This window comes from Pseudomonas mendocina (genome assembly GCF_003008615.1).
In the GTDB taxonomy this organism is placed as follows: Bacteria; Pseudomonadota; Gammaproteobacteria; order Pseudomonadales; family Pseudomonadaceae; genus Aquipseudomonas; species Aquipseudomonas mendocina_C.
Map to the genome: position 1 here is coordinate 64,784 of NZ_CP027657.1, position 13,500 is coordinate 78,283.

Annotated in this window: 13 protein-coding genes; 6 read left to right on the forward strand and 7 right to left on the reverse strand. The window is 63.5% G+C overall.

The genetic code is table 11. The annotated features are described in order from the left end of the window. The first annotated feature begins 80 nt into the window (after nt 1-80). The gene (locus C7A17_RS00370) at nt 81-1,133 is read left to right on the forward strand and encodes an SMP-30/gluconolactonase/LRE family protein (RefSeq protein ID WP_106736064.1); all 1,053 of its coding nucleotides are present in this window, start codon (nt 81-83) and stop codon (nt 1,131-1,133) included. A gap of 79 nt (nt 1,134-1,212) precedes the next feature. On the opposite strand, the gene C7A17_RS00375 is transcribed toward C7A17_RS00370, so the two are convergent. Together C7A17_RS00375 and C7A17_RS00380 are read right to left on the reverse strand one after the other, a co-directional pair. Continuing rightward, complete coding sequence (locus C7A17_RS00375) at nt 1,213-1,689, reverse strand: PaaI family thioesterase (RefSeq protein ID WP_106736066.1); 477 nt, start codon at nt 1,687-1,689, stop codon at nt 1,213-1,215. Nucleotides 1,690-1,718: 29 nt separating this feature from the next. Further along, a complete protein-coding gene (locus C7A17_RS00380) occupies nt 1,719-2,462 on the reverse strand; it encodes a sulfite exporter TauE/SafE family protein (protein ID WP_106736069.1) in 744 nt (247 codons plus the stop codon). 93 nt (nt 2,463-2,555) lie between these two features. On the opposite strand from C7A17_RS00380, the gene C7A17_RS00385 reads away from it, so the two are divergent. Then, nucleotides 2,556-3,455 (forward strand): LysR family transcriptional regulator, encoded by a 900-nt coding sequence (locus C7A17_RS00385; RefSeq protein ID WP_106736071.1) that lies wholly within the window; start codon nt 2,556-2,558, stop codon nt 3,453-3,455. A gap of 78 nt (nt 3,456-3,533) precedes the next feature. On the opposite strand, the gene gdhA is transcribed toward C7A17_RS00385, so the two are convergent. Then, on the reverse strand, nt 3,534-4,871 hold the full coding sequence (gdhA, locus tag C7A17_RS00390) for an NADP-specific glutamate dehydrogenase (RefSeq protein ID WP_106736073.1): 1,338 nt from the start codon (nt 4,869-4,871) through the stop codon (nt 3,534-3,536). Nucleotides 4,872-5,179: 308 nt separating this feature from the next. Between gdhA and C7A17_RS00395 the strand changes: the two genes are divergently transcribed. The 4 genes from C7A17_RS00395 (at nt 5,180) to C7A17_RS00410 (ending at nt 8,815) form a co-directional block, all read left to right on the forward strand. Continuing rightward, the gene (locus tag C7A17_RS00395) at nt 5,180-6,034 is read left to right on the forward strand and encodes a sulfurtransferase (protein WP_106736075.1); all 855 of its coding nucleotides are present in this window, start codon (nt 5,180-5,182) and stop codon (nt 6,032-6,034) included. A gap of 200 nt (nt 6,035-6,234) precedes the next feature. Next, nucleotides 6,235-6,714, forward strand: coding sequence for a hypothetical protein (locus C7A17_RS00400; RefSeq protein WP_106736077.1), 480 nt, complete (start codon nt 6,235-6,237; stop codon nt 6,712-6,714). 151 nt (nt 6,715-6,865) lie between these two features. Then, nucleotides 6,866-8,140 (forward strand): OmpP1/FadL family transporter, encoded by a 1,275-nt coding sequence (locus C7A17_RS00405; protein WP_106736079.1) that lies wholly within the window; start codon nt 6,866-6,868, stop codon nt 8,138-8,140. A gap of 63 nt (nt 8,141-8,203) precedes the next feature. Next, nucleotides 8,204-8,815 (forward strand): response regulator transcription factor, encoded by a 612-nt coding sequence (locus C7A17_RS00410; RefSeq protein WP_106736081.1) that lies wholly within the window; start codon nt 8,204-8,206, stop codon nt 8,813-8,815. Here C7A17_RS00410 and C7A17_RS00415 read toward each other — a convergent pair whose 3' ends face one another. The 4 genes from C7A17_RS00415 to C7A17_RS00430 all read right to left on the reverse strand — a co-directional run bounded on the left by C7A17_RS00415 (nt 8,816) and on the right by C7A17_RS00430 (nt 13,283). Continuing rightward, entirely contained in the window at nt 8,816-10,564 is a 1,749-nt protein-coding gene (locus C7A17_RS00415) for a hybrid sensor histidine kinase/response regulator (protein ID WP_106736083.1), read from the reverse strand. An 11-nt stretch (nt 10,565-10,575) separates the two neighbouring features. Beyond that, complete coding sequence (locus C7A17_RS00420) at nt 10,576-11,634, reverse strand: lipase secretion chaperone (RefSeq protein WP_106736085.1); 1,059 nt, start codon at nt 11,632-11,634, stop codon at nt 10,576-10,578. Between the two features lie 44 nt (nt 11,635-11,678). After that, on the reverse strand, nt 11,679-12,605 hold the full coding sequence (locus C7A17_RS00425) for an esterase/lipase family protein (RefSeq protein WP_106736087.1): 927 nt from the start codon (nt 12,603-12,605) through the stop codon (nt 11,679-11,681). A gap of 126 nt (nt 12,606-12,731) precedes the next feature. After that, nucleotides 12,732-13,283: a glutathione peroxidase gene (locus C7A17_RS00430; protein WP_106736089.1), complete on the reverse strand. Its 552-nt coding sequence runs from the start codon at nt 13,281-13,283 to the stop codon at nt 12,732-12,734. Between the last annotated feature and the right edge of the window lie 217 nt (nt 13,284-13,500).

The window sequence follows — 13,500 nt, forward strand, 5'->3', positions numbered from 1 at the left end:
GCGAACACCGATACCTGTAAGCTTGGCCGCGACCAGGTCTGCCAGATACCTGGCAGTCTCCACGACACGGAACCCCAATAATGAAAAAACTGCTGCTCCTGCCGTTGGTCGCCGCCATCGGCTACATCGCGTTCTTCCCCAGTCCCATCGACCCTCTGGCCTGGGAAGCGCCCAAGGCGCCAGCCATGACCGGCGTACTGGAACCCAACGACACACTGATGAAAGCCGAGCTGCTCGCGCGCGGCCAGGTGCATGGCCCGGAAGATACCGCCGTGGATGCCGAGGGTCGCGTCTATGCCGGCCTGCATGACGGGCGCATCGTTCGCGTACTGAAAGACGATAGCGTGGAAACCTTCGCCGAGACCGGCGGCCGACCGCTGGGCATGGACTTCGACGCCAGCGGTAACCTGATCGTCGCCGATGCCTACAAGGGCCTGCTGAACATCGATGCACAGGGCAAGATCAAGGTGCTGAGCACCGAAGCCGACGGCCTGCCCTTCGCCTTCACCGACGACCTGGACATTGCCAGCGACGGCACCATCTACTTCAGCGATGCCTCCTCGCGCTTCGAACAACCGGACTACCTGCTCGACCTGCTCGAAGCCCGCCCGCATGGCCGCCTGCTGGCCTTTGATCCGGCGACCGGCAAGACCCGCGTACTGCTGAAGGATCTGTACTTCGCCAATGGCGTGGCACTGTCAGCCAACGAGGATTTCGTGCTGGTCAACGAAACCTATCGCTATCGCATCACCCGATACTGGCTCAAGGGCGACAAGGCCGGCCAGCACGACATTTTCATCGACAACCTGCCCGGCTTGCCGGACAACCTGCAAGGCGACCGCAAGGGCACCTTCTGGGTGGCCCTGCCCACGCCACGCAAGGCTGATGCCGACTTCCTCCACCGTCATCCCTGGCTCAAGGCACAGCTGGCGAAGATGCCGCGCTTCATGTGGCCGAAGGCGACGCCCTACGGTTTCGCCATCGCTCTCGACGAGCAGGGCAACATCGTCCGCAGCCTGCACGACACCAGCGGCACGCACCTGCGCATGGTCACCTCGGTGAAACCGGTGGGCGACTACCTGTACTTCGGCAGCCTGGACAACGACCGCATCGGCCGACTGGAACTGCACTGACATACCAATGCCCCGACCCATTGGGTCGGGGCAGCTTCCCGGTGTGCACGGCGCACCCTACGAGTTTCCGCGTCCCCGCTCATCGCCCCTCGGCAGACGTCCCGCGCAGAGTCATCAGCGCGCTGGTGACGATGGCGATCACCTTGCCGTCCTCGCGGCGAATCTCACACCGATAGTGGCTGACCGTCCGGCCGCGATGCTCCGCCCAGGCATGGGCTTGCAGTCGCGCCTGCCAGACAGGCCGCAGGAAGGTCGTCTTCAGTTCGATGCTGGTGAAGCTCTCGCCCTCCTGCATCAGCGTCGAGTGCGCCGTACCGATGGCGGCATCGGCCAGTTCGCAGAGCAGCCCGCCGTGCACCGTCCCCTGCTGATTGCCATGGCGCTGCGCGTCGGCCTCCAGTTCGATAACGGCCATAGCCTCGCCGAGGGCGACGAGGCGAAAACCCAGCAACTGCGAAATCGCAGTGGGGTAGCGCATATGCGTCACCTCGTTCTCGGCCAGCGTGCCGGCCAACTGCCGCTGCAGGTACTCCAACACGGGAAGGGTCTGGCTCATGCGATCTCCTGTTTACGCCGAATTGCAGGTCAGAAAAAAGGCCGTGATATCAGCTCCAGCCCCAATAGCAGCAGGAACAGCAGGAAGCACTGACGAAAGCGCCGAGCGCTGATGCGCGCGCGAATCCGCTGCCCCAGCCACATTCCGGCCAGTGCCGGCAGGATGGCCAGTGATGACAGGCCCAACTGATCCACCTGCAAGGCACCATGCACCAGCAAGCCAGCGGCCAGCGCCAGGGTCGAGACCGTGAACGACAGCCCCAACGCCTGCACCAGCTCGTCCTTGTCCAGGCGCAGCGCTTGCAGATAAGGCACCGCCGGCATCACGAAGACACCGGTCGCGCCAGTGATGATCCCGGTGACCAGGCCGACCAGCGGCGACAGCCAGGGCTCGGCCCGCGCCGGAATCGAAAGCGCCGGGGAGATCAGCGCGTAGCCTGCATATCCCATCAGGGCGATACCAAGCGCCAGGCCCGACCACAGCGGATCGACCCGCACCAGCAGCGCCGCGCCCCCCACGGTGCCCAGGACGATGCCCAGCATCATTGCCCAGAAGCGCCGCAGCAGACTTAGCAACGCCGGCCCGGCCAGCAGTTGCCAGAGGTTGGTCAACAACGACGGGATCACCAGAATCGCCGCCGCCGCGGCAGGCGCCATGGCAGTACCCAGCAGCCCCATGGCCACGGTGGGCAAGCCCATGCCCGTGACGCCCTTGACCAGGCCGGCGAGCAGGAAGGTGACCGTTAGCAGGAGGAGGAAGGTGTATTCGTTCATGCCCGTATTGGAGCCGAACGGGCTACTTGGCACAATGCGGTTCTTGCCCTCTATCCTTCGGATTATCCGAAGCCAGAACCCACGAGCGACGATATGCGCCTCGACCTTGCCGATCTTCAGTTATTCCTTTGTGTGGTGGATGCCGGCAGCATCACCCAGGGCGCCGTGCGCGCCAACCTGGCACTGGCCTCGGCCAGCGAGCGGCTGCGCAGCATCGAGGCAGCAGTGGGCGTCGCCCTGCTGGAGCGGCGGCCGCGCGGCGTGGTCACCACCGAGGCTGGAGATGCCCTGGCCCACCACGCACGCCTGATCCTGCGTCAGCAGGCCTTGCTACGCGGGGAGTTGCGCGATTTCGCCACAGGCGCCCTGGGCACCTTGCGCTTGTATGCCAATACCTCGGCGCTGACGCAGTTCCTGCCACACAGGCTGGCGCCCTGGCTGGCAGCGCGCCCTCGCCTGCATGTCGAACTGAAGGAGCGCACCAGCGCCGAGATCGTCCGAACCATCGGCGCCGGGCTGGCCGAAGCCGGTATCGTGTCCGATGCCGTGGAGGCGGATGGCCTCACTCTGCAAGCCATTGCGAAAGATCACCTGGCCCTGATCGTGCCCGCCACGCATCGGCTCGCCGAACACACCAGCATCCGTTTCGCCGAGGCCAGCGACGAGCCCTTCGTCGGCCTGTCGCCCGGCAGCGCCCTGCAGGATCACGTGGACGCGCACGCACGCGAAATCGGCAAGACGCTGAACGTGCGCATCCGCATGAAGACGTTCGAAGGGGTGTGCGAGATGGTTGCCGAAGGCGTCGGCCTGGCTATCGTCCCGCAGGGCATCGCCAGAAGGCAGCAGCGCCGGTATGGCTACCGGACGCTAGCGCTGGCCGACGACTGGGCGCGCCGGCAACTGTGCCTGTGCTACCGGGACTGGGAACAGCTGTCTGCGCCGATGCGCAGCCTGCTCGAGCACCTGGGCGGTGTGCCGCGCGCGCTTGAGTAGGGGGCGCCATGCGCGCCAGCGTTACCGGACGAGCGGTGCGCGTAGCGCGCCCTACGGGGAAACCTGGCGATCAGCCCCTCAGACCACGCCCTGCGCCAGCATGGCGTCGGCCACCTTGACGAAGCCGGCGATGTTGGCGCCCTTGACGTAGTTGATGCGACCATTCTCCTCGCCGTGGTGTACGCAGGCGTGGTGGATGTTCTGCATGATGCCGTGCAGACGCTCGTCCACCTCACCGGCGCTCCAGTGCAGGCGCATGGCGTTCTGGCTCATTTCCAGACCACTGGTAGCCACACCGCCAGCGTTGGACGCCTTACCCGGCGCGTAGCAGATGCCGGCCTCGACGAACAGATCCACCGCTTCCAGGGTCGAGGGCATGTTGGCGCCCTCGGCCACGCAGATGCAGCCGTTCTTCAGCAGCGTGCGGGCGTCTTCACCGTCCAGTTCGTTCTGCGTCGCGCAGGGCAGCGCGATGTCGCACGGCAGGCCCCAGGGGCGCTGCCCGGAGAGGAACGGCAGGCCATAGTGCTCGGCCATTTCGCGCAGGCGGCCACGACGTACGTTCTTCAGATCCATCAGGTAGAGCCACTGCTCCTCGCTCAGACCGCCCTCGGCGTACAGCGTGCCTTCGGAGTCGGACAGGGAGATGACCCGGCCACCCAGTTCCATCACCTTCTGCGCCGCATACTGGGCGACGTTGCCGGAACCGGAGATGGCCACGCGCTTGTCCTCGAAACCCTGATCGATGCGCTTGAGCATCTCCTGGGCGAAGTACACACAGCCATAGCCAGTGGCTTCCGGGCGAACCAGGCTGCCGCCATAGCTCAGGCCCTTGCCGGTCAGTACCGAGGTGAACTGGTTGGAGAGGCGCTTGTACTGGCCGAACAGGTAGCCGATCTCACGACCGCCGACGCCGATGTCACCGGCCGGCACGTCCAGATCCGCGCCGATATGGCGGTACAGTTCGCTCATGAAGGATTGGCAGAAACGCATCACTTCGCCTTCGCTCTTGCCTTTGGGGTCGAAGTCCGAGCCGCCCTTGCCGCCGCCCATGGGCAGCGAGGTCAGGGAGTTCTTGAACACCTGCTCGAAGGCGAGGAACTTGAGCACACCCAGGTTCACCGACGGGTGGAACCGCAAACCGCCCTTGTACGGGCCGATGGCACTGCTCATCTGCACGCGATAACCGCGATTGACCTGTACCTGACCACGGTCGTCGACCCACGGCACGCGGAACAGAATGGCGCGCTCCGGCTCGACCATGCGTTCGAGAATGCCGGCCTCGCGGTAACGCGGGTTGGCTTCGAGGAACGGCCACAGGCTGCGCACCACCTCTTCCACCGCCTGGTGGAATTCGGGCTGGTCGGGATCACGCTGCTTCAGACGCGACAGGAAAGAATCGACGGACAAGGACATGCGGCACCTCGACACCACAAAGAAAAAGTGGCCGGCACTCTATCAGGCGGCAAAGCACCAAAACAGATCAAAATGTCGCCTTGATGAAACTTTTTAGTGCATTTACTCGCACAGCAAGACTGGATACGGCTCTATATCGCGACTCTAATGGCCTTATGGCGCACCAAAACAACACCAGCGCTGCACGTATTTTGCCCACCCATCTGACCTGCTGTGCACGACGGGGCCACGGTTCGATCTCAATGGAGGATCGAACAGCGGGCTAGGCGGTATGATCAAGCAAACGTTGCTACGACACAGGAGGCATCATGCCGCTCGCTCAACTGATCAGCACGGAACAACTTCAACAACGTCTGGGGCAGGAAAATCTGCTGATCCTGGACTGCCGCTTCGCCCTCGAAGACCCGACATACGGACGCCGCAGTTATCTCGACGGGCATATTCCGGGCGCCCATTTCCTGGATCTCGAACAGGATCTGTCCGCACCAGTGATCAAGGGCGTGACCGGCCGCCACCCCTTGCCTGATCCCAGTGCGCTGGTCGAACGGCTGCGTGCTTGCGGCCTGCGTGACGATAGCCAGGTGGTGCTGTATGACGACGGCCCCGGCGCGTTCGCCGCTCGCGCCTGGTGGCTGCTGCTGTGGCTGGGCAAGCGTGATGGCCTGTATCTGCTCGATGGCGGCCTGAAAGCCTGGCGCGCAGCGGGCCTCGAAGTGGACACACAGCCACCGGGCAACGCCCCCGGCGACTTCAGCGCCAAGCCCGACAACAGCATGCTGCTGAGCGCCGAGCAACTGCTCCTGCGCCTGGGCAGCAGCGACCTGACCCTGCTGGATGCCCGCGCCCAGCCACGTTTTCGTGGCGAAGTCGAACCCCTCGATCCGGTTGCCGGACACATCCCCGGTGCCCAATGCGCAGTATTCACCGACAACCTGGGCGCCGATGGGCGCTTTCTACCACGTGAAGCGCTGCGCGAGCGTTTCGACACCCTGCGTGGCACTCGCCCGGTCGAAAACCTGGTGGCTTATTGCGGCTCTGGCGTCACCGCCTGCCACAACCTGTTCGCCATGAGCCTCGCCGGTTATCCGCTGGCACCGCTCTACGCCGGCTCCTGGAGCGAATGGATCACTGATCCTGCTCGCCCGGTCGCCACCGGAGACTAACCGACTGTTTTAAGCACCTTTCGAAATATGCCCAATAACTCAAGTCCGGAATCAATTTAAAAACAGCCCTTTGCAGCTGAAATATCGCACTAGACTTGAAAATGAGCGGCTAACCCCGCTCCCGGTGGGGCCTTTATCGAAGAACCATCAGAAAAGCTGCCACGCGCCCGGCCTCCACCGGCACCCTTCATGAGGATGTCATGGGAATAGCCGCCTGCGATCTCAGCCAGTATGTGATCCGCCCTACCCTTCTCTACCTAGAACGTCATAGCGCCTCAGCGGAAGCACTGCTGCTGGGAGCCGCGGCCTGTCAATCGACCCTCGGCAGCGCGCTGGGCGACGCCGCAGGCCACGGTCTGTACTGCATCAGCGCTCAGCGTCATCAAGCCCTCTGGGATCAACACCTGGCTCGCGATCCGGATCTGGCCAGTCGGGTTCGCGGCTTGGCCAGTCAGCATGCTTTCCTGGAAGCGCCCCATCTGGAGCTGACCGTCAATCTGCGTTATGCCACGGCAATCGCCTGGCTGCTGGTGGAAGTCGAAGCGCTGGAGTTGCCAGCAGCCGATGACCTGCTGGCCATGAGCCGAATTTGGTGCAAGGTTTTTCAGCCTCAGGGGCACCAACGTGATTTCCTCGATGCCTGGCAGCGCTGTATCGCCCCCATCAGCCGAGTCGCCTGACCATATAGCTAGAAAAATCCTCCGTGCAGATCCACACAAAATCTCGCAAATTGTCCGACAAAGCCCTCTATTTCGGGAACTTCAGCGCCTTGGCAGGGGTCAGGAAAAACTGTAGCGTGCGCCCCCCTCGCCTCACCACAGGAGCTTCCCCGTGAGCAAACGCCTCCTCAAGACCGGTCTGGCCGTCGCCATCACCGCCACATCGAGCCATGGCTTCGCCAGCGGCTTCGCCCTCAACGAGCAAAGCATTTCCGGCATGGGCACCTCCTTCGCCGGACGCTCATCGTCCGCAGACGATGCCAGTACCGTGTTCGGCAACCCGGCCGGCATGTCGCGTCTCAAGCGCGATGAAGTCTATGTCGGTGCCGCCGTCATCCATGCCAAGAGCGACATCAGCCACGCCAGCGCCAACGCCGGCCCGCTGACGCTGTCCGGCAGTAACGATGGCGACATGGTGCCGACTACCGGCGTGCCCATGGGTTATTACGTCAAGCCACTGGACGACAAGGTCGCCTTTGGCCTTGGTATCTACGTGCCCTTCGGTCTGATGACCGATTACGAAAGCAATTTCCAGGGCCGCTACCACGCCAACAAGAGCTATGTGCGCGTGATCACCGTGCAGCCGACTCTGAGCTATCGCTTCAACGACAAGTTGTCGGTCGGTTTCGGCCCGACCTTCAACCACATCGAAGGCGAACTCAGCTCTTCCGTGCTCAATCCGCTGAGCCCTGGCAGCAATGACGGTAAGGTGAAGGTCAAAGGCGATGACACGGCCGTCGGCTTCAACGTCGGCGTGCTCTACGAGTTCACGCCGCAAACCCGCGCCGGCCTGACCTATCATTCGCGCGTGAAGTACGAGCTGGAAGGCGATACGCGGGTTTCTGGCAGCGGCGCACTGGCGGGTATCGCCGGCAAGTACGACGCCAATCTGGATCTGACCACCCCCGAATCGGTGGATATGTCCATCACCCACGAACTGAACGATGCCCTGACGCTGCATGTCGGTAGCACCTGGACGCGCTGGAGCCGCTTCAAGGAAATCCGCGTAGAGAACGACTCGGCCACCTTGCCGGCCAACCTCGCCACCATCGTCGAAGAACAGAACTGGCATGACACCTGGGCTCATGCGATTGGCCTGTCGTACAAGGTCAACCCGCAGTGGACGCTGCGCACCGGTATCGCCATCGACCAGTCGCCGATCAACAACGTCGACCGCTCGCCACGCGTGCCCTCTGGTGACCGCACCATTTTCAGCGTCGGCGCCGGCTGGAGTCCGACCCAGGACATGACCATCGACGTGGCCTACTCCTACCTGCAGGAAGAGTCGGTGGACGTGAACCATCAGAGCGCGACCCGTGGCGACTACCGCGCACGCTACAAGAACAGCGCGCACGGCCTGGGGGCATCGCTCAGCTATCGCTTCTAATCGCAGCGCAGCATTGGCTACACTCACGCGGCAGAACAACAATAAAAGCCGCGTGAGAACATCATGACTGCCCTCTGCACCACCCTGCCCGACAACCTCCGCCTGCTGCTGGTCGATGACCATCGGATCTTCCTCGACGGCCTGTCCCTGGCGCTGTCGCCGCTGAGCCAGAACCTGCAGATCCATACCGCGCATAACGCTGCCGAAGCGGAGCAATGCCTGCGCCAGCATGGCTACGACCTGATCCTGCTCGACCTGCGCCTGCCCGACGAACCGGGCCTCGAGCTGCTGCAACGCTGGCTGGCACGCGGCGAAAGCACGCCGGTAGCGATCCTCAGTGCCAGCGACTCGGCACTCGACGCCCAGGCCGCGCTGGCGGCAGGCGCCCTCGGCTTCATCCCCAAGAGTTCTGACGGCAACGCCCTGCGCCAGGCGGTAACCCGCGTCCTGCTGGGTGAAACCCTGCCGGCACCGAGTAGCACCTCACCGCTGACACCCAGGCAGTTGGAGATTCTTCGACTGCTGGCAGAAGGTTTGCCGAACAAGGCCATCAGCCGTCAGTTGGGCCTGGCCGAAGACACGGTGAAAACCCACCTCAAGGCGCTGTTCGAGACCTTCGCCGTACACACCCGCACCGCCTGCGTCAGCGCCGCTCGCCAGCGTGGCTGGCTGTGATCAGCTGAGCACCGGGCGGACTTGCAGCTGAGTGGCCAGCACCTGACGCAAGCGCGCCGGTAGCAAGGGCTTGCCCAGAGGAATGACGTGCGCGGGCAGACAACGCTCGTGCAGTTCAGGGCTCAGGTCGGCCGTGATCAACAATGCCGGCAACATCTGCCCGGCCGCCTCGCGCAAGCGCTCGATGGCCTGCAATCCATCACCCTTCTCGGCCAACCGATAGTCGCTGATCAACAACTGTGGCGCCTCCTGCTGCAAGGCCTGCAGCGCACTGGCCAGGTCGGCGCAGGCCTGCACCTCGCAGCCCCAGCGGCGCAGCAGACCGGCCAATGCTTCGCGCCCGGTGGCGTCGTCCTCGAGCAACAGGATGCGTCCGTGCAATGCCTGCGCACCATCGATACGTGGCGCTTGCGCCGGCACCTCAGCAAGCGGCAACTGCAGGACGAAGCGTGCACCAGCACCAGGCTGGGAGTGCAACTGCAAGGGGTGCTCCAGCACCTCGGCCAGTTGCCGCACGATGGCCAACCCCAGACCGAGACCGCGCTCGGCATTGCGACCGGGATTGTCCAACTGGCGAAACTCCTCGAACACCAGCGCCTGCTCCGCCTCGCTGAGGCCCCGGCCATCATCCGCCACCGTCAGCACGACAGCATCGCCATCACGTCTTGCACTCAAGGTCAGATGCTGCGCCTGCGCGTGCAGAAGCGCATTGTTCAGCAGGTTGCGCAGCAGTCGCTCGAGCAACAGCGGGTCGCTGCGCACGCCACAGTCGTCACAACGCAGCTCCAGATGCAGGCCCTGCTGTTGCGCCTCCGGGGCCACTTCAGCGATCAGCCGTTCGAGCAAGGGGCGCAGGGCGAATGCATGCGGCCTGGCCTGCACGCCACCTGGCAAGGTCAGGCGGGTATAGTCGAGCAGCGACTGCAACAGTCGCCCCAGTTGCTCCACCGAAGCGGCCAGCCGCGTGCTGATCCGCCGGGTCTGCAGGTCACCGCCCTGCTCCACCAGGTGTTCGGCGTACAACCCCATGGCGTTGAGTGGCTGACGCAGATCATGACTGGCCGCCGCCAGCAGGCGCAGCTTGCGCGCGTCATCAGCCTCGGCGCGCTGGCGCGCCAGATCGAGCAGGCGCAGGTTCAGCCAGGCACCGCGCTGTCCATGCTCCTGCATGTAGGCGCCAACGCTGCCGATCAGGTTGGCGCAGAACAGAAACAGGCCCTGATAGGCCAGTTCGCCGCCGGTCTCACCGAACAACACACCCATGCCGATGAACAGCAGGCAGAAGCTCCAGCTACACAGGCTGATCGCACGGAAAGACAGCCCCAGCAGGGCGTAACCGAACAGCAGGATGAGGAACAGGCCGTCATAGGGCATCGGCACGCCCTGCTGCCAGCACAGGTGCACGATCAGTGCGACGCTGACGCCGTTGAGCCAGTAGGCCGCAGCGTAGGCCAGCGGCACTCCGACAGTGGGCACATCGCTGCGACGACAGTAGAAGAAGGACAGGACGACCGCGGCCAGGGCCAGCATGCGCAGCGGCAGAACCGACAGGCTGACCGACAACGGCATGAGCATGAAATCCAGCGCTGCATAGATCAGCTGGAACAGCGCTGCGGTGGGGGCGATCAGGGGCAGACGACGACGTATGCGTTGCACCCGATGCTCGGCGAAGTCCGCCTCCAGCTCTGCGACGAAACGCAGTGAGCGATAGCCTCGGCGCTGCTGGGCCAGCAACAGACGCTCACTCATGGGCAACGCCCTCAGGGATCAAGCGGCTCCGGCTGTTTCGCAGCGATGGCGTCATAGGTTTCCACACGGTGTCGGTCTTCACTGCTGAACAGCCGCTCGCGCAGTTGACGTTGCAACTGCTCACCATCGGCCGCACTCAGCCCTTGCCCCTGCAGGCCGGCCAACTCATTGCGATAGGCCTGGTAATGCTGCTGCCAGTCGCGCTCGCGACGCTGTTCATCCAGCAGGCGCTGCACGGTGTCCGGATCATAGGTCATCGCCAGGAACTCGCGCACCTGCTGCTCGTCCGCGCCATCACGCCAGAGTTGCTCGCTGCGCAGCAGTTGCTCCTGGGCCAGTTGCTGGCGCTGCTCACTTTCTCGCAGCGCGTCAGGCAGACGCTCACGCAACTGTTCGAGCATCTGCATGCGCTGGGCTTCACCGAGGTCATCGCGCTGCTGCACTGCCAGGCTATCGAGGGTGTAACGGGCATAGGCCTGTTCGGCGCCGAACAGCGCCTCCTGCGCGGCCGCAGAGAAATGCGCACGGCGCAGTTCGTCGAGACGGGCAAAAGCCGACTGCAGTGCCTGCAACTGCGCCTTCGGCTCGACCTGCTGCTGCGCATCCAGCGGCTGCTGCATTAGCGCCATGCTGGCGCGCTTGTAGTCCAGATAATCGCCGAGCAGGCTGATCATCTGCCCAAGCGCCGGTTCCGGCAAACGCCGCCCGGCATCGGCCAGCAGCGCCTCGATCACCGCATCGAGCCCGGAATGATCGACCGCGCTGAGGAAGTAATCGAAGTAGTCGCGAACCGCCAGATCCAGCACCAGATTACCGGCTGCGTCAGTCCGCAACTGGCCATCTACCTCGGTATCGACCAGGCTGGGCAAGGTCGCGGCCACTGGCGCCTGCGTATCATCTGGTGTTGCCGCGGAAGAGACTGATACCTCGCCCGGCGAGGCCTGTGTCGGCGCTGCTGCGAGCGATGCGACGGGTACGGTTTCGGACACGGCCGCCGGCCAGCGCCAGTACAGGGTAAGACCACCCACCAGCACCACGGCAACCAGGGAAAGACTGAAGAACTTGGACATGCACCCTCACTGCGGCGGGCATTACCCCGCCGCGTTCATCTGGATCAGACGCCCTTGTTCTTCAGGCGGTTGGCATGCTGACGGTAGAGCGAAACCGGCTCTGTCCAGCCACGGATACCGAACAGGTGGTTGATCGCATCGACATGGTTCATGTTGTAGCTGTCGTCGATCACCTGCCCCAGATAGGTGGAGCACACGCCCACCAGGCCATCGTTCTTCTCGCTACCGAAGACCAGGCCGGTGAAGGCCAGGAATGGGTCGGCGGCGTCGAGCACGTTGGTGTAGGACGAGTTACCGGTCCACGAGTAGTAGCGGATGCTGTGCCCGCGCACATTGTGCACTTCAGTGGATTTGGCGCAGTAGCTGCTGGTGTTGACGCCCCATGGATGGCGACCATTGAGGGCATTGGTACCCGCAGTGGTCAGGGTACCCAGCGCATTGATCCCGCTTTGAGGGTTGCTCGAGCCGGACAACAGATTGATCACCGCGCCCAGGGCATTGGCGATGGCATTGGCGCCGCCTTCGATACCGCTGCCCGGCGGCAACACGCCGCGTACCACATCGGCCACTTTCGAGCCCTTGTTGACGCCGTTGATCGAGGTCACCGAGGCCACCAGATCCGGGCGTAGCGAAGCGGCCACACGCGAGGTCGGCGAACCCTGGCTATGGCCGATCAGGTTGACCTTGCCACCACCGGCTGCGGCCCAGGGCACGATCTGCCGGGCCAGCTCGGCGCCGCGCTGCTCGCTATCGTTGAACGCCGCAACGCTGGCGACATGCACACGAGCACCGTCGCGCTCGAGGTTCCAGGGAATGGTGTGGAAGTAATTGACCAGACCACCGATGGTGTTGAACCCGGTTACGCCGTGCACCAGCACGATCGGGTACTTGGTCTTGGTGTAGTTGGCCTGGGCCTCGACGGCGCCAAGCAGAGCGAGTGTTGCAAGGGCAGTTGTATAGACGCGACGCATGGGTGCCTCCTTATTGTTCTTGTGGGCACGCCGGGTGAACTGCGTCCGGCGCCTGGCCAGTCTAGGCAGGCAGGCGGGTACGGCCCATCGCCCAGATGGGTGAAGGGCCGGGAGGCAAGAACGAGATCAGGGTTGCGAAGCGATCGCCTTCTCGACCGCGGCGATCAGCTCAGGATCGTCCGGTTTGGTCAGGCTGGAGAAACTGGCCACCACCTTGCCCTGGCGGTCGACCACGTATTTGAAGAAATTCCAGCGCGGTTGCCGGCTCTGCTCGGCCAGTCCCTTGAACAACGGAATGGCGTTGGCACCCGAGACCGGCTGCGGTTCGGTCATAGTGAAGGTCACGCCGTAATTGACGTAGCAGACGGTAGCCGTCTCCTTGCTGTCGGCGGATTCCTGGCGGAAATCGTCGGACGGCACGCCCAGCACTTCCAGGCCCTGATCCTTGTAGCGCTGATAGAGCGCTTCGAGCCCTTTGAATTGCGGGGTGAAGCCGCAGAAGCTGGCCGTGTTGACCACTACCAACGGCTTGCCGGCGTACTGACAGAGATCGACGCTGCTGTCCTTGCTACGCAGCTTGGGCAGCTCGCCCTGGAGCATGGCCGGGCATTCAGCGGCCAGCACCGGCAACGCCAGACTGGAGAGCAACAAACAGCAGGCAAAACGATGCAGTGACATAACCGTGACCTCGAGCGATAACGCGATTTCATCACGCTACTCGCAGGTCACGCCCCAGGCAACTAGCAGGCCGTTGAAAACGTAGGCGAGGCAGGCAAGACAAGGCGAAAATGGCCGAAAAAGCGTAATTTACGTGCTGTAAATGAGCATTTTGACTGGGCTCGCACGCGAGGCCATTTTTAACGCAGTATTGCCAACGCAGATAGTTTCTCAACAG